Source organism: uncultured Algibacter sp. (genome assembly GCF_947495925.1).
Taxonomy (GTDB): Bacteria; Bacteroidota; Bacteroidia; order Flavobacteriales; family Flavobacteriaceae; genus Algibacter_E.
The window spans coordinates 719,400-735,967 of sequence record NZ_CANMAU010000001.1 but is presented as its reverse complement, the minus strand read 5'-3'; the positions used below and the strand labels follow the sequence as shown (position 1 = coordinate 735,967).

16 protein-coding genes are annotated in these 16,568 nt (G+C 34.4%); 8 read left to right on the top strand and 8 right to left on the bottom strand.

Annotated elements, in window-relative coordinates; translation table 11 throughout:
• Positions 1 to 18 precede the first annotated feature (18 nt).
• Positions 19 to 2,271: an MMPL family transporter gene (locus Q0857_RS03205; RefSeq protein ID WP_298532058.1), complete on the top strand. Its 2,253-nt coding sequence runs from the start codon at positions 19 to 21 to the stop codon at positions 2,269 to 2,271.
• Between the two features lies 1 nt (position 2,272).
• Here the strand turns inward: Q0857_RS03205 and Q0857_RS03200 are convergent, their stop codons facing one another.
• From Q0857_RS03200 to Q0857_RS03175, 6 genes are all read right to left on the bottom strand, one after another.
• Complete coding sequence (locus Q0857_RS03200) at positions 2,273 to 3,184, bottom strand: ABC transporter ATP-binding protein (RefSeq protein ID WP_298532056.1); 912 nt, start codon at positions 3,182 to 3,184, stop codon at positions 2,273 to 2,275.
• 72 nt (positions 3,185 to 3,256) lie between these two features.
• On the bottom strand, positions 3,257 to 5,329 hold the full coding sequence (locus Q0857_RS03195) for a prolyl oligopeptidase family serine peptidase (RefSeq protein WP_298532053.1): 2,073 nt from the start codon (positions 5,327 to 5,329) through the stop codon (positions 3,257 to 3,259).
• A gap of 176 nt (positions 5,330 to 5,505) precedes the next feature.
• Complete coding sequence (locus Q0857_RS03190) at positions 5,506 to 6,495, bottom strand: aspartate-semialdehyde dehydrogenase (RefSeq protein ID WP_298532050.1); 990 nt, start codon at positions 6,493 to 6,495, stop codon at positions 5,506 to 5,508.
• Positions 6,496 to 6,721: 226 nt separating this feature from the next.
• On the bottom strand, positions 6,722 to 7,123 hold the full coding sequence (gene mscL, locus Q0857_RS03185; protein ID WP_298532047.1) for a large conductance mechanosensitive channel protein MscL: 402 nt from the start codon (positions 7,121 to 7,123) through the stop codon (positions 6,722 to 6,724).
• A 65-nt stretch (positions 7,124 to 7,188) separates the two neighbouring features.
• Positions 7,189 to 8,295: an alanine racemase gene (gene alr, locus Q0857_RS03180; protein ID WP_298532045.1), complete on the bottom strand. Its 1,107-nt coding sequence runs from the start codon at positions 8,293 to 8,295 to the stop codon at positions 7,189 to 7,191.
• Entirely contained in the window at positions 8,288 to 8,935 is a 648-nt protein-coding gene (locus tag Q0857_RS03175; RefSeq protein WP_298532043.1) for a thymidine kinase, read from the bottom strand. The genes alr and Q0857_RS03175 overlap by 8 nt, the downstream gene beginning before the upstream one ends.
• A 108-nt stretch (positions 8,936 to 9,043) precedes the next feature.
• On the opposite strand from Q0857_RS03175, the gene Q0857_RS03170 reads away from it, so the two are divergent.
• The 4 genes from Q0857_RS03170 to Q0857_RS03155 all read left to right on the top strand — a co-directional run bounded on the left by Q0857_RS03170 (position 9,044) and on the right by Q0857_RS03155 (position 11,599).
• A complete protein-coding gene (locus tag Q0857_RS03170; protein ID WP_298532040.1) occupies positions 9,044 to 9,784 on the top strand; it encodes a hypothetical protein in 741 nt (246 codons plus the stop codon).
• 163 nt (positions 9,785 to 9,947) lie between these two features.
• Complete coding sequence (rsmI, locus tag Q0857_RS03165; RefSeq protein ID WP_298532037.1) at positions 9,948 to 10,622, top strand: 16S rRNA (cytidine(1402)-2'-O)-methyltransferase; 675 nt, start codon at positions 9,948 to 9,950, stop codon at positions 10,620 to 10,622.
• Between the two features lie 10 nt (positions 10,623 to 10,632).
• Complete coding sequence (locus tag Q0857_RS03160; RefSeq protein WP_298532034.1) at positions 10,633 to 10,977, top strand: HopJ type III effector protein; 345 nt, start codon at positions 10,633 to 10,635, stop codon at positions 10,975 to 10,977.
• Between the two features lie 52 nt (positions 10,978 to 11,029).
• Positions 11,030 to 11,599 carry a uracil-DNA glycosylase family protein gene (locus Q0857_RS03155; RefSeq protein ID WP_298531988.1) on the top strand — a complete coding sequence of 190 codons (570 nt, stop codon included), beginning with the start codon at positions 11,030 to 11,032 and terminating at the stop codon, positions 11,597 to 11,599.
• Here the strand turns inward: Q0857_RS03155 and Q0857_RS03150 are convergent.
• A complete protein-coding gene (locus tag Q0857_RS03150) occupies positions 11,596 to 12,243 on the bottom strand; it encodes a hypothetical protein (RefSeq protein WP_298531985.1) in 648 nt (215 codons plus the stop codon). The two genes, Q0857_RS03155 and Q0857_RS03150, sit on opposite strands and share 4 nt — an antisense overlap.
• A 143-nt stretch (positions 12,244 to 12,386) precedes the next feature.
• A complete protein-coding gene (locus Q0857_RS03145; protein ID WP_298531982.1) occupies positions 12,387 to 12,977 on the bottom strand; it encodes a carboxymuconolactone decarboxylase family protein in 591 nt (196 codons plus the stop codon).
• 59 nt (positions 12,978 to 13,036) lie between these two features.
• Between Q0857_RS03145 and Q0857_RS03140 the strand changes: the two genes are divergently transcribed.
• Genes Q0857_RS03140 through Q0857_RS03130 form a run of 3 tightly spaced genes read left to right on the top strand, consistent with a single transcriptional unit; the run spans position 13,037 to position 16,469 of the window.
• Positions 13,037 to 13,459: an OsmC family protein gene (locus Q0857_RS03140; protein ID WP_298531980.1), complete on the top strand. Its 423-nt coding sequence runs from the start codon at positions 13,037 to 13,039 to the stop codon at positions 13,457 to 13,459.
• Between the two features lie 44 nt (positions 13,460 to 13,503).
• The gene (recJ, locus tag Q0857_RS03135; protein ID WP_298531977.1) at positions 13,504 to 15,198 is read left to right on the top strand and encodes a single-stranded-DNA-specific exonuclease RecJ; all 1,695 of its coding nucleotides are present in this window, start codon (positions 13,504 to 13,506) and stop codon (positions 15,196 to 15,198) included.
• A 2-nt stretch (positions 15,199 to 15,200) separates the two neighbouring features.
• Entirely contained in the window at positions 15,201 to 16,469 is a 1,269-nt protein-coding gene (locus Q0857_RS03130) for an MFS transporter (RefSeq protein WP_298531975.1), read from the top strand.
• Positions 16,470 to 16,568 lie beyond the last annotated feature (99 nt).

Genomic DNA, 16,568 nt, shown 5'->3' with positions numbered 1-16,568 from the left:
GTTGCACAAATTGTATTGATGAAACAGTTAGAATATATTATAACGGCGACCATTAAATATCGCCTTTTAATAATCTCATTATTGATTGTTTTATTTGGTATTTCAGGTGTGCAAACTATTAAAAAACTTAGTGTTGATAACTCTTTGTCCATTTGGTTTTTAGAAGATGATCCTAGTTATAAAGCATATATAGATTTTCAAGAAGAATTTGGGTCTGACGAAATTTTTGTTGCCATGTTTCCTGTTGGTAATGCTATTGGTACTGCTGAAAAAAAACAGTTACTAGATCTCCATAAAGCCATAGATTCACTTTCTTATGTCAAAGCATCATTTAGTTTAGCCAAAGCAAGGTATCCGATTTACTCCAATGGTAAAATTGTTTTTAATGAGTTATACAATCCTAATAGAAGTGAAAAAGCATTAAAAAGTCTCTATGCCAAGTTACCAGGTGTTGCATATCAACTTGTAACCAGAGATTTAAAAAACCAATTCTTTTATATTCAACTTAATCCAACACCATTAATAGAATCTAAACGGGAGATTATTGCTGGTGAAATTAGAGCGATTATTGAAAAATCATACTCAAATTATTATTTAACAGGACCTCCTGTTTTAAACGAAGCTTATAGTTTAGGCATATATAAAGAGAGTATGTTATTTGGTGTATTAACCGTTCTTGTTATTACATTAATGCTGCTATTCTTACTGCCAAGTAAAGGCTATTTACTGGTGTCCTTATTATCAGTGGCTATTCCCATAACACTGTTGTTTGGCATAATTACGTCTTTGGGCTTTGCCTTGAATATGATATCAATGCTTATTCCTACCATACTTATGGTGTATAGCGTAAGCGATGCGGTACATATTATAAATATATACCACAGAGAAGGGTTAAAAGGACATAACATAAGTAAAATTAGGTTAATTACTTTGGTGATACGAAAAAGCCTTACACCTTGTTTTTATACTACTCTTACTACATTTGTAGGTTATTTTGCTTTGTATTTATCGCCCTTACCTGCTTTTAAAAACATGGGTGTTTTTACTTGTATTGGTTTAGTCTTAAGTTTCTTTTTAGTTTATGTGATTACCATAATTGGTTTTAGTTTTATGCCTCAAAATTTTGAAACATCGAAACCTGTATTTTCTTCTAAAGTTATTAGTCAAACTCAATTTGTTAATTGGTTAAACCAATTAACTTCAAGATATAAAAATACCATTATACTTGGGTTTACATTGGTCTTGCTTTATGGTGTATTTGCTGTTTTTCAAGTGAAAATTGACACAAATTCGTTAGACCTTTTAGCTGAAGGAAAGGCTAAACAGGATTTAAGACATGTGGAGCTTAAACTTCAATCGAGTTCTAGACTTCAATTGGATATTTCCGCTGTTTCAGGGAAGCCCATGTTAAATAAAGAGGCGATGGCCCGTTTAGAAACATTTCAGAAAAAACTAGAAAAAAATGTGCTTATAGCAACCCCTGTTTCAATAATTGATATTAAGTCTTTTTTAGAAAAACGGAATCCTATCCTTATTCAATCTAGTGTTTCTCAAGATGATATAGAACGTGCATTAGCTTCTGTAGATCGTGATGATAATAGTTTTTTTAAACTGTTTTCAGATGATTTTAAATCGGCTGGGATTACCGTTAGTTTTAAAGAAATGAAAACTTCGCAGTTAGAGCAAATGTTAGCAGATATTAAGCGAGATTTTGAAAGTACTTTCGACACCAAAAAATATAATCTTAAAATTAATGGGTTTGCGGTAGTTTTTGCGCAACTCAATAATTTTATATTGGAAACGCAGTTTAAATCCTTTTTTGCAGCTTTTTTAGTGGGGTTTTTGTGTTTATGGGTGTTTATTAGAAATTTTAAAACAACTGTTTTGGTTTTGATTCCGAATGTGTTACCGTTGGTGATTCTAGCTATTTTTATGAGCTTGCTTGATATTCCGTTAGATGTAACAACGGCTATGATTACCCCTATAATGCTTGGAATTGCCATGGATGATACGATTCACCTTGTTTACAAATATAAGCGTGTAAAAGGAGTGAGTGGAACTTCAGAAAAACGGATTAATAGCGCTATGACATATACCGGAACCGCCTTGTTTTCAACAACTATAGCACTGGTCGCAGGGTTCTTAATTATCAGTTCGAGTGCTGTACCCTCTGTGAGAGATTTTGGATTACTTTGTGCGGTAACTGTGAGTATCGCGTTAATTACGGATATATTTTATTTGCCTGCTTTATTAAAGAAGTTTGACAATTAGCTTATTTCGAAATTTCAACAAATACAAGTGCATCTTTTTTTAGTTCTGTTGGATGCTCAAAAAATACTTTAGAGTTATTGATTTTCGCCTCTATCAAATAATAATGGCCTTTGTAATAAGATTTAATAATAATGGCTTTTAAGTTTGACTTAGGTACTACTTGTAATTGATGCGCATAAACGATGTCGTTATTGATAATGTTAAACTCACCAAAAAAAGAAGCGATTAAAGGAGTTTTTGGGTTTTTAAATAGTACCTGAGGCATATCTTGCGCAAGAACTTTATGTTCATGAAGTACAATCATTTTATCTGCCAATCCTAGAACATCCTCTTTGTCATGGGTAGCAACAATACATGTAATATTTTTTTCTTTTAGATATTTGAAAACACTTCGTCTTAGGCTTTGTTTTTTGAAATTATCAATATGACTAAAAGGTTCATCTAATAATATAATTTCAGGTGCTTTGGCTAATGCTCTAGCCAGAGCAACACGTTGTTTTTGACCGCCACTAAGCGTTTTTACTTTAGTTTTTGAAAAAGCGGTTAATTCTACAACTTCAATAAGTTCTGCAGTACGTCTCTTTTTTTCTTCAGGATAAAAATTAGAGAGAAACTTCCCTATGTTTTCTTCCACTGAAAGCGGAGGCATTAATTCAAACTCCTGAGCGACGTATTTCATAAAATCATAACCCACCACAAGATTGAATTTTGGACCTAAAATACGATTGTCGTTCCAAAAGATCTGACCATTGTCTAAGTCGTATTCTCCATAAATAACCTTTAATAAGGTGCTCTTTCCAGATCCGCTTTCTCCAATAATGGCAATGTTTTCTCCTTTTTTTGCTTTAAAGGAAACGTTGCTTAAAACAGGAATTTTATTATATGAAAAGGTGAGGTTTTTTACGTTTAACATAGCGTGGCAAAAATAGCATAAAAAAACACGCTGCTATATGCGTGCGTGTTTTTAAATGTATCAGATAGAATCCTAATCTTTTATTTTTTCAGTAACTGTACTGGGCAGAACCTCAAACCCCATATTATAAAGTGTAAACCCGAAAATATCGGCATATTGCTCGATTGTTTTACTTACTGGTGTTCCAGCTCCATGGCCTGCATCAGTTTCGATACGAATTAAGGTAGGGTTTGTTCCCGACTGTTTACTTTGTAATTCAGCCGCAAATTTAAAACTATGTGCTGGCACAACTCTATCATCATGATCTCCAGTCGTAATTAAGGTAGCAGGATATTCAATATTGGGTTTCACATTATGAACAGGAGAATAACCTTTAAGATACTCAAACATAGCTTTATCTTCTTCCGCAGTCCCGTAATCATAAGCCCAACCAGCACCTGCCGTAAAGGTGTGATAACGTAACATGTCTAGAACGCCTACAGCGGGTAAAGCGATCTTGGCTAAATGAGGTCGTTGTGTCATAACAGCACCAACTAATAAGCCTCCGTTAGACCCTCCTCTAAGGGCCAAATAATCAGAAGATGTATAATTATTACTTATTAAATATTCTGCAGCCGCAATAAAGTCATCAAATACATTTTGTTTTTTAAGTTTAGTTCCTGCATCATGCCATTGTTTACCATACTCTCCGCCTCCACGTAAATTTGGGACCGCAAAAACACCACCTTGTTCCATCCAAACAGCATTGGTTACGCTGAATGCAGGTGTTAGGCTTATATTAAATCCACCATAACCATAAAGAATCGTTGGGTTTTTACCATTGAGTTTCAAACCTTTCTTATGGGTAATCATCATCGGAATTTTTGTGCCATCTTCTGAGGTATAGAAAACTTGATTGCTTTCATAGTCATTACTCTCAAAGGCTATTTCCGGCTTCCAATACAAATCGGTTTGCCCTGAATCTGCATTGAATTTAAAAATACTGTATGGTGTATTGTAATTTGTGAAATAGAAATAATCTGTTTTTTCTTCTTTCTTGGTTCCAAATCCGCTAGCGGTTCCTAAACCTGGTAGTTTAATATCTCTTACTAATGTTCCATCAAAATTGTATTGAATAACTTTGGAAATAGCATCCACCATGTAATGTGCATATAAATAGCCACTCCCGGTTGAAGCTGATAATACCTGTTCAGTTTCTGGAATAAGATCTGTCCAATTTTCTGAAGTAGGATTTGACGCATCGACAGTTACAACTTTTTTATTGGGAGCGTTAAGGTTAGTTACAAGAAATAATTTGCTACCAGAATTGTCGAGTAAATAAGTATCACTTTTAGTATGATTTAAAATGGGTATAAATAGACTTTCAGGTTGGGTTAAATCTTTTATAAATAGCTTGTTTTTAGATGTTGATATTTTAGGTGTTAATACGAGGTACCTATCATCTTCGGTGACTGTTGCCGTAATATAACGGTGCTTCTCTTCTGGTTTTCCGCCAAAAATTAATTGATCTTCGTCTTGACTAGTTCCAAGTTTGTGATAATATACTTTATGTTGATCTGTTTTTGCCGAGAGCTCACTACCTTTGGGTTTATCATAACTTGAATAATAAAACCCTTCATCTTTATACCAAGAAATGGTTCCAAATTTAGCATCAACTATAGTGTCTTCAATAATTGTTTTAGATTCAACATCCATAACTAGTATTTTACGCCAATCGCTACCGCCTTCAGAAATAGAATATGCTAATATTTTGCCACTTTTTGAAAATTTTAATAGCCCTAGAGAAGTTGTGCCGTCTTTGGAAAACGTATTTGGATCTAAAAATAGTTCTGGGTCAGTATTCCCTTTTTTTCTGTAATAAACACTTTGATTTTGGAGACCATCATTTTTAGCAAAATATGTATAATCACCTTCTTTAAAAGGAGCTCCTATTTTTTCAAAATCCCATAAATTTGAAAGGCGTTCTTTTAAATCTGCTCTAAAAGGAATATGATCAAGATAGTTATAAGTGACTTTGTTTTGTGCTTTTACCCAGTTTTCTGTGTCTTCACTTCTGTCATCTTCAAGCCATCTGAATGGATCTTTTACTTCAACACCAAAATAAGAATCTATGGTGTCAACAGTTTTAGTTTCTGGGTAATTCACGGTAATAGTATTGGTTTGGTTAGTGTTGTTTTTACTTCCTGCGATTAAAAGAAGATGTTAAAAATCGGTTATTAATTTAGTCATGATTGATGAAGTTTATAATGCTGCAAAAATAAACAAAAAACTCCTGTATGTTTTACAGGAGTTTCGGATATAATACGCTAAGAATTAATAGTCTATACTAATTCATTTTCAATTAAATATTCAGCAATTTGAATTGTATTAGTAGCAGCACCTTTGCGCAAGTTATCTGCAACAATCCACATGTTTAAAGTATTGGGTTGTGTTTCATCTCTTCTTATTCTACCAACAAAAACATCATCTTTGTCATGCGCATAAATAGGCATAGGATAAGTATTGGTATCCGTATTATCCTGTACAACAACTCCTGGAGTTTGGCTTAACAATTTACGCACATCAGATAAATCAAAATCCTTTTCAAATTCTACATTTACAGATTCTGAATGCCCACCAGCAGTAGGAATTCGAACAGCTGTGGCCGATACTGAAAATGTTCTGTCATTCAATATTTTTTGAGGCTCTTTTGCTAATTTCATTTCCTCTTTAGTGTACCCGTTATCTTGAAAAACATCACAGTGAGGTAATGCGTTCCTACCAATTGGGTAAGGGTAAGCCATTTCTCCCTCAACACCAGCAATTTCATTCTCTAATTGTCTAACCGCTTTCACACCAGTACCAGAAACCGATTGATACGTTGAAACTACAACACGTTTCATATTATAGGCCTGATGAAGTGGTGCTAATGCCATAACCAATTGAATGGTGGAGCAATTAGGGTTTGCTATAATTTTATCTGCTTTTGTAAGCTCATTCGCATTTATTTCTGGAACTACTAACTTCTTGGTTGGATCCATTCTCCAAGCCGAAGAATTATCAACAACAGTAGTGCCGGCTTCAGCAAATTTAGGAGCCCACTCTAAAGAAGTATCTCCACCTGCAGAAAACAATGCGATATCTGGACGCATAGAAACTGCTGTTTCTAATCCAACAACCTTGTAATCGTTTCCTTTGTAGGTTAATGTTTTTCCAACTGATCTTTCCGAAGCAACTGGAATTAATTCAGTTACAGGAAAATTACGTTCTGCAAGAACTTTTAACATCACTTCGCCTACCATACCAGTGGCACCAACAACAGCTACTTTCATTTTTAAATATTTATTAGCATTAATCTGTAATCTGTAAGAGGAAATAGTTTTGAGAACATTTTTTCTGGTTTGAAATTCTGCACCGAAAATATTTCTATCTTTTAATTATTTTGTGAGGACAAAATTAAGTATTAATTCCAGTTTAAAATCTAAAAAAAGCCCTCATTTTCTTAAAACAAGGGCTTTTTAACAACAAATAACACGGTGTTATTTATTTAACAAATAGTTATTTCTTTAATAAATCTCTAATCTCTCCTAGTAATTCCTCTTGAGTAGGACCTGCTGGAGCTTCTGGAGCTGGCTCTTCCTTCTTCTTCATATTATTAACGCCTTTTACAATTAAGAACATTACAAAGGCAACGATTATAAAGTCTATTACATTGGTTAGGAAAGCACCCCATAATACCGAAACTTCACCTTCAATAACACCTTCTGCATTTACAACACCTTCTTTTACAACCAGTTTTAAGTCTTTAAAATCTGCATCAAATATTAATCCTATTAGCGGAGATACAATACCTCCAGTAAATGCTGTAACCACTTCTTTGAATGCGGCACCCATAACAAAACCAACGGCAATGTCTACTAGGTTGCCTTTCATGGCAAACTCTTTAAATTCTTTTAACATAATTGTAAATTTATTAGTTAGTGAATTCCAAAAATAACGAAAAACTTTAACATTTGTTAATGCTTTTATTTTAGGTAGGTTCGCTTAACTCGTTGAGAGATAGAAGTTATCAGCTCGTACGAAATTGTATTTACGTTAGAGGCTAACGTTTCTGCAGATGGGGCTTTACCAAAAACAATGACTTCATCACCTTCTTCACAATCAATATTGGTAATATTAACCATAATCATATCCATACAAACATTACCAATTGTTGGTGCTTGTTTACCGCGAATGGTTACAAAACCTTTACCATTTCCATACGGTCTGCCAATACCATCAGCATGTCCAATAGGTAGTGTTGCTGTCTTAACTGTTTTTTCACTTTTAAAGGCACGATTATAACCAACAGACGCCCCTTTTTCGATATGATGAATTTGAGAAATAACCGTTTTTAGTGTGGCTATAGGTTTTAAGAATTGGTTTTCTTTTTCAGAATTACCAAAACCATATAAACCAATACCACATCTCACCATGTCGAAATGAGCTTCAGGATAGTTTAAAACCCCAGAAGTATTACACATATGAAGCATAGGTTTGTATCCTATTTTATGTTCAAAATGAGTTGCTATTTTTTTAAAAGTCTCGATCTGGTTTAGTGAGAATGATGTCTCATTTAAATCTTCGCTAGCTGCCAAATGAGAAAATATGGATTTCACATTTACAGTATTGTTTTTATTGATTTCATCAACTATAAATTTAACATCATCTTGTCCAAACCCTAATCGATTTAAACCTGTGTTAAACTTAATATGAACGGGATAATCAGTAGATTTTTTATCAGAAATCAAACTTAGAAATTCTACAAGTATTTTTTTGTTGTAAAGGCTTGGTTCTAAGTTATGTTTAATTAATAATTCGAAATTTGTCGTTTGCGGATGCAAGACTAAAATAGGTTTAGTAATACCAGAATTTCGAAGAGCTATACCTTCATTAATATAAGCTACAGCAAAATAATCTACGTCTAAATCTTGTAAAAAGTTAGCAACTTCACTGGCGTCGCTACCATAAGCAAAGGCCTTTACTACTGCTAAAAATTTGGTATGAGGTTCTAATTTTGATTTTAGATGCTGAAAATTATCTTGAAGTGCTTTTAAATCAATTTCAAGCACGGTTTCTTGTGCTTTAGGCATTAGAATCTTTAGGTTTAGAGTTTATTTCTTCAGCGTCATTAACTTTCATACTTCTTACTTTATCGCGGGCCATAGCTTTGTAATAAGCAGCTCTACTTAAAGGTTCGTATTCATTTACTTCACCAAGTAAAACAATATTGTCACTTTTGTTTTTTCTATAGCTATACTGTGCCAAATTTCCTGTTCTTGTGCAAACGGCATGTACTTTGGTTACATATTCGGCTGTTGCCATTAAGTATGGCATGGGGCCAAAAGGATTACCTTTAAAATCCATATCTAAACCTGCTACAATAACCCTAACCCCTTTGTTCGCTAAATCATTGCAAATACGCACAATTTCATCATCAAAAAACTGAGCTTCATCAATACCAACAACATCGCAGCCGTCAGCTAAAATAGGTATGTTTGCGGCGGCAGGAACAGGGGTAGATCGAATTTCATTGGCGTCATGAGATACTACCATTTCTTCGTTATAACGGGTATCAACGGCAGGTTTAAAAATCTCAACTTTTTGTCTTGCTATTTGTGCGCGCTTTAGTCTGCGTATGAGTTCTTCGGTTTTTCCAGAAAACATAGATCCGCATATAACTTCAATCCATCCAAATTGTTCTTTATGATTTACTGTATTTTCAAGAAACATTTCGTAATTTTAACACTAAAACAAAGCAATTATTCGTTCGTATAAAGGTGGCGTAAATTTATTAAAAAACAAAAATCTTATACTGCAATAATTTAAAAATTATAAACAATGAAGAAGAAGTTAGAATCTGAGCTGGTTAGTATAGCAAATAGAATTCTTAAATTGGAAGGAAAGGAAGATGTGTTAAAAATGCATACAGAGATTTCCCAATTATACGAGAAGATTTCTGTGCTAAAATTTGCTTATGAAAACTTTGAAGATGACTTCCCTACTATAGGGAACAACTCTTCTTTTTTCGGAATGCTTGGTGCGGCCTTTAATAATAAAGTGAGCGATAATATTGAAGTTGAAGATAAGATTTACGTTAACTTAGATGCCGAGCGTCATGAAATTACCACATCTGCAATGTCTAAAATAAAAGATATGCTTCAGCATATGCCCGAAGGCCCTCAAGAAATTAATACAGTTTTTGAAGAAGCCATTCCAGATACCTTTTCTAAAAAACAAGATTTGGACGAGATTACAGCAGCATTTAAAAATATGCCTGTTTTTGAGCCTGTTGTTGTAGGTCAAAATGGAGCTTCAAATGACAAAAAATCGCTGAATGATAAACTTAAAGTAGGCGGTTTAAACATTGGGCTTAATGATAAAATTGCATTTATAAAACATTTATTTGAAGGAAAGAGTGAAGATTATGATAGAGTTTTATCACAGTTAAACACTTTTATAACGCATGAAAATGCGCTTAACTTTATACAAGACGTTGTGAAACCCGACTACAATAATTGGGAGGGAAAAGAAGAGTTTGAAACACGTTTCCTAGAAATTTTAGAAGCAAAGTTTAATTAAAATTTGGGTGTTACCACGAAAAAAAGCATGGTCGTGCTTTCCGCTATATCTTTTTAAAACGTCTTTGTTAGAACAAAGGACAATGCAATTTACCATATTTTGGTTCTTCGCAATAATTAAGTTTAATTTGTTTAAAAAGGATGCCGCTTCCAATCACTAACACATGAGTAAACTTTATATAGTACCAACTCCAATAGGGAATTTAAAAGATATTACATTTAGAGCTATTGAAGTTTTAAAAACGGTTGATTTAATTTTAGCTGAAGATACGCGTACTTCTGGAAAATTATTAAAACACTTTGAAATTGCAACACATATGCAATCCCATCATATGCATAATGAGCATAAAACGGTTGAAAGTATCATACAAAAATTAAAAAGCGGAATTGAAGTGGCACTAATAAGTGATGCAGGAACGCCTGCCATTTCAGATCCAGGGTTTTTGTTGTCGCGTGCTTGCATCGAAAATAATATTGAAGTGGATTGCTTGCCTGGGGCAACCGCCTTTGTGCCAGCATTAGTAAATTCAGGTTTCCCAAATGATAAGTTTGTTTTTGAGGGTTTTTTGCCTGTAAAAAAAGGACGCCAAACTCGACTACTTTTATTAGCAGAAGAAACAAGAACCATGATTTTTTATGAAAGCCCACATAAATTGGTGAAAACCTTGGGACATTTTTGTGAATATTTTGGTGAGAACAGGCCTGTTTCAGTATCTAGGGAATTAACCAAGTTGTTTGAGGAAACCAAAAGAGGAACCGCCAAAGAAGTTTTAGAGTATTATACAAACAAACCTCCAAAAGGAGAGATTGTTGTTATTGTTGGCGGAAAAAATAAATAAAAACGTTAAAATGAATATAGAATCTTTCAAGAATAAATTAAATAAAAACCCAAAGCAAATTGCATTTGCAGAAACTATGGCTGTTATTGAGGCAAATTTTAGTTTCACCCCTACAGCGTTTAAAAACGGTGCTTTAGAAAATGCCGAAGGACAAAATTCGGGTTCATGTAAATTATTTGCGTTTGCAAAACATCAAGGGCTTACAAAAGAAGAAACCTTAGCGTGTTTTGGGCAATTTTATTTTGACGATGTATTACAATACCCAAATGGAGATGGGCATCAAAATATTAGAAATTTTATGAAAACAGGTTTTGATGGTTTAAGTTTTGAAGGCCAGGCTTTAAAGGAAAAGTAGCCTTTGTTGGATGGATTGTTCCCATTTTATGTATTGGGAAACATTTAATTGAATGCAAGATTTACTCGAAAATATAAAGCAATGTACCATTTGCAAAGAGCATCTGGTTCTGGGTCCACGACCAGTCGTCTCAGCACACCCTGATTCTAAAATTGTTATTATAGGTCAAGCACCAGGAACAAAAGTGCATGCGACAGGTATTCCGTGGGATGATGCAAGCGGAAAGCAATTGCGAAAATGGCTAAATGTTTCAGATGAAGTTTTTTATGATGAGAAAAAATTTGCTATAATCCCTATGGGGTTTTGCTATCCCGGTAAAGGAAAAACAGGCGATTTACCACCACGACCAGAATGTGCCCCACAATGGCATAAACCACTATTTGATGAATTGAATAACGTAGAACTGGTTATTTTAATTGGCATGTATGCTCAAAAGTACTATTTGGGAAAAGATGCAAAGAGAACATTAACTGAAACAGTAGATAATTTTCAAGACTATTTACCTAAATATCTGCCCTTGCCACATCCCTCACCTAGAAATCGATTTTGGCTAACTAAAAATCCTTGGTTTGAGATTGAGGTGTTGCCGGTGCTGAGAGATCGTATTAAAAAAGCAACTTAAAAAGCTTCCATATATTGTTGATATTTTAACACCCCTTCTGGGTTTGTTTTAACGTTTACTCGGTTTATTTCGTCCCCCTCCTCATTGCGCTCAATAATATAGAAATTGTCGTCGTCGTCTTTCATTTGCAAAAAGACTTTAAGGCTTCCATCTTCGTTGTAGAATTTTGTTGCTTCAAAAGCGTCATAAGTGGATGAAATATGTTCTGAAAAGATTTTACCACTTATAATATTCTGTGTGATTTTTTTTCCATCTTCAATGAACATTTGAGATGAAATTTCACCAAGTATATCATAAGTTGTAGACTCTATTACTATTTCGTTTTTTATTTTAGATTCGGATAATAATTCACCACTTTCAAAGTAGCTTAAACTCTTCCCATACATAACACCATTTTTGTATGTATTTATTGTTTTTAGTTTTCCAGATAGAGAAAACAATTTTTCTTCTCCGTTTTTGCGCCCATTGGTATATTGGGTGGTTGAGAATATATTGCCGTTATTATGATAAACAAAAGACTCTCCATTTAGCAACCCTTTATTAATATTGAATTCTTCCCATTTTACATCTTTATCTCCAACAACATAATACCCATCTAAAAGCTTGCCCCCCCCCATCATTTTCGCGGTAAAAGGTTTTGCCATTATAAGTGTTTGTTACATAGAAATTTCGAGGAATTAATTTAAAATCTAAACTTTCTGTTTTTTTACAATTAAAACAAAGAATGAAGACCAGTAAAATGCTTGTTTGAAGAAGTTTTTTCATAGATAGAATTAGTCTGATTATTTTATTGATGCTTCCCTTTCTCCCAGCCATGCTTTCCTAAATACTGTTCTCCACTTTCAACAGCACCATCTTCTATAGAAGTTCCCATGGAGTCGTTCCACCTGTTCAAATATCCAAATAAAGAAATAACGCCAAGCATTTCAACAATTTCGCCTTCATTCCAATGTTCGTATAACCGTTTTTTGATGTTTTCATCTACGGCATTAGGTACTTGCGAAGCGGCTAAACTAAAATCTAAAGCCACACGTTCGGCATCATTAAAAGCTGGGTGTGTTCTGTATTCCCAAATATTATCTAGTTGTTCTTGTTCCGCTCCATAGCGCTCGGCAGCACGAATAGCATGGGCTTGACAATACCTACAGCCTGTGGAATTGCTAGATACCCAGGCAATCATACGTTTTAAAGCCGATGTGACTTTGCCCTCATTGGCCATAACGGCTTTGTTTAAATTAATAAAAGCTTTACTAATCGCGGGTCTGCGTTGCATGGTGAGTACCGAATTAGGACAAAATCCTAGGGTTTCATTAAAAAATTCAGCGAGTTCTTTCGTTTCTAAATCATGATTTGCAGATAATGGTGTTACTAAGGGCATCGTTTTATTTTTTTAGTAGTATTTTTGATTCTACAATTAACAAAAAATAATTAAGACATATGGCAGTTGAGGTAACTACAACTTGGTTGGGTGATATGCGGTTTGAAAGCACAAATCCGTCTGGGCATAATTTATTTATTGATGCAGGAGAAGAAAATGGAGGCAAGAGTGAGGGTTATAGGCCTAAAGCTTTAATGTTATCGGGTTTAGCAGGCTGCTCCGGATTAGATGTGGCGTCATTAATTAAAAAAATGAAATTAAAAGTTGACGATTTTAAAATAGATGCAGAAGCGAACCTTACTGATGAGCATCCTAAAATTTATGATAAAGTAGCTTTGCATTTTCACTTTTATGGGAATGAATTGAACGAAAAAAAACTCCAAAGGGCGGTAGATTTATCTATTGAAAAATATTGTGGGGTTATGGAAATGTTTCGTCAATTTTCAGAATTAAAAATCGAAACCCATTTTCATAAGAAATAATCCCAATAAAAATCCATTAATTTTTAATCAATTGCTATCTCTCAATGCGTTGGACTTTAAAACCTAAACCTCAATCTGATAAAGTTGACACTTTGCAGGAAGCACTCCAGGTGGACCCTGTTTTGGCTACTTTGTTAGTACAGAGGGGTATCGAAGATTATGAAGATGCCAAAAAATTTTTTCGACCTAGTTTGGATGATTTACATGATCCATTCTTAATGAAAGATATGGATAAGGCCGTGGCACGAATTGAAAAGGCTATTGCAAATAATGAGAATATTTTAGTTTATGGTGATTATGATGTTGATGGGACAACGTCTGTAGCTCTTATGTCATCATATTTAAAAACTAAAGGTGCTTTGGTTTATACTTATATACCAAATAGATATGATGAGGGTTATGGTATTTCTTATAAAGGAATAAACTTTGCCTTAGAGAATGATTTTTCACTAATTATTGCCTTAGATTGCGGTATAAAAGCTATTGAAAAAATAGCTTATGCAAAAAATTTGGGTATTGATTTTGTGATTTGTGATCATCATAGACCTGGGGGTAATATACCCGATGCAGCTGCTGTATTAGATCCAAAACAAGATGATTGTGAGTATCCTTATAAAGAATTATGTGGCTGTGGAGTAGGCTTTAAACTCATTCAGGCATTAGCTTTAAAAGAAGGCAAAACAGCTGAAGACCTAATGGATTATTTAGATTTGGTGGCTACAGCAGTTGGGGCAGATATTGTTCCCATAGATGGAGAAAATAGGGTATTGGCTTATTTTGGATTGATGGTTATTAATACGAACCCAAGACCAGGAATTAAAGCTATTTTAGATCAAGTTGAAAAAACGGAGTTAACCATTACCGATGTGGTGTTTATCGTCGCGCCAAGGATTAATGCGGCAGGACGTATGAAGCATGGAAATTACGCGGTAACCTTACTTACCGAGGAGGAGCCAGAAATGGCAGTTAACTATGCAGCTGAAATAAATGAATATAATTTAGATAGACGTGAAACAGATAAACGCATTACTGAGGAAGCACTTCAACAAATTGAAGACCAAAAAGAACAGGAACGCCTTACTACTGTTGTTTACCATGAAAATTGGCATAAAGGTGTTATTGGTATTGTGGCTTCTAGACTAATAGAAACCTATTATAGACCTACGCTAGTTTTTACTAAAAGCGGCAATAAATTGGCAGCTTCGGCACGCTCGGTTAGAGGTTTTGACATTTACAATGCTTTAGAAAATTGTAAGGAACACATCGAACAGTTTGGAGGGCATAAATACGCAGCAGGCTTAACACTTGAAGAAGAAAACTATGAAGCTTTTAAGCAAGCTTTTGAAGATGAGGTTTCAAAAACGATTGATAAAAATTTATTGACCCCAGAAATTAAAATTGACGCTGAAATTGATTTAAATAATATTACGCCTAAGTTTTATAGAATTTTAAAACAATTTGCACCTTACGGACCCAGTAATATGACGCCAGTTTTTATGTCTGAAAACCTCGTTGATACAGGTTATGGTAAATGTGTTGGGGCCGATAAAACTCATTTAAGGTTAACAGCTACTCAAACAAATTCGCCAGATAGATTTGTTTGTATAGGTTTTAGTATGGGGGATAAAATTGATTTAATTTCAGAAGGAAAGCCATTTAGAGCAGTCTATGCTATTGACGAAAATGAATGGAAAGGACATATATCACTTCAACTAAAATTAAGAGATATTAAGGCATAGATATGCAGAAGAACGACCCATACGCAGCGTTGCGAATAAAAGAATTCAATATTTTTTTATTATTACGATTTGCCTTAGTTTTTGGATGGTCCATGCAATTTGTTGTTATAGAATGGCAAGTCTATTCCCTTACAAATGATAAACTAAGCTTAGGTATTATTGGTGCATGCGAATTTATTCCTGCCTTTTTTATGGCTCCTTTCGCAGGCCATATTGTAGATAGAAAGGAAAAGCGCAACCTGTTTGCCATAATAATTGCTTTATTTTCTTTAATCAGTTTTGGGTTGTTTTGGTTAACCTCTGAAAGTATTGAATTGTCTTGGAGTACAAAAAGTATTGTACTCGGTATTTATAGCCTTGTGTTTTTTGGAGGCATTTTGAGGGCCTTTTTTGGGCCGACCATATTTTCGTTAATAGCCTTATTGGTTCCAAAACATATCTATCCAAATGCAGCTACATGGAGTAGTAGCACCTGGAAAGGAGCGTCTGTAACAGGTGCTTTAATTGGAGGGTTTTTAATTGCTTGGATTGGAGTACACCAAACCCTTGGTGTTATTTTTTCATTGGTTATTATTGCTTTGGTTTTAGTGTTTTTAATTAAAAATAAGCCCATACTTAACACCAAAACAGGTGAGTCAATAAAAGAAAGTCTAAGAGTTGGTCTCGAATTTGTTTTTAATGATAAGGTTATCTTAGGCGCTTTAACTTTAGATATGATTGCGGTGCTTTTTGGAGGCGCCGTAGCCATATTTGCGGTATTCGCTAAAGATATTTTAGACGCAGGACCAACAGGGTTTGGAATACTAAATGCCTCCCTTTCGTTAGGAAGTATTCTTACGATGTTGGCAACTACCTATCTGCCAATAACTAAAAACACGGGCAAAAAACTGTTAATCTCCATATTTGGGTTTGGTATCGCTATGATTATTTTTGGAGCTTCAAAGTTGTTTTGGTTGAGCGTAGTAGCGCTATTTGTTGCGGGTATTTTTGATGGAGTTTCTATGGTCATACGACAAACTATTTTGCAATTAAAAACGCCTGATGACATGCGCGGTCGAGTTGGTGCAGTTAATTCTATGTTTGTTGGTTCTTCAAATGAGCTTGGAGCTTTAGAAAGTGGTATTGCGGCAAAAATATTTGGCGCGCCGTTAGCTGTTATATTGGGTGGATGTGTAACGTTAATTACCGTAACGACTATAGGGTTCAAAAATCCTGTTTTAAGGGATTTGGATTTAACTGAAGATATAATTACTCCTGAAAGTGAAGGGTAATTTGTTTTAAACGGAGATGTTATTGGAAAAGGTTGATTATTAGTTTTATAAACTATATTTCGTGCCTTGAGTAGGGGAGAATTATGCGTTGAAAAGCGA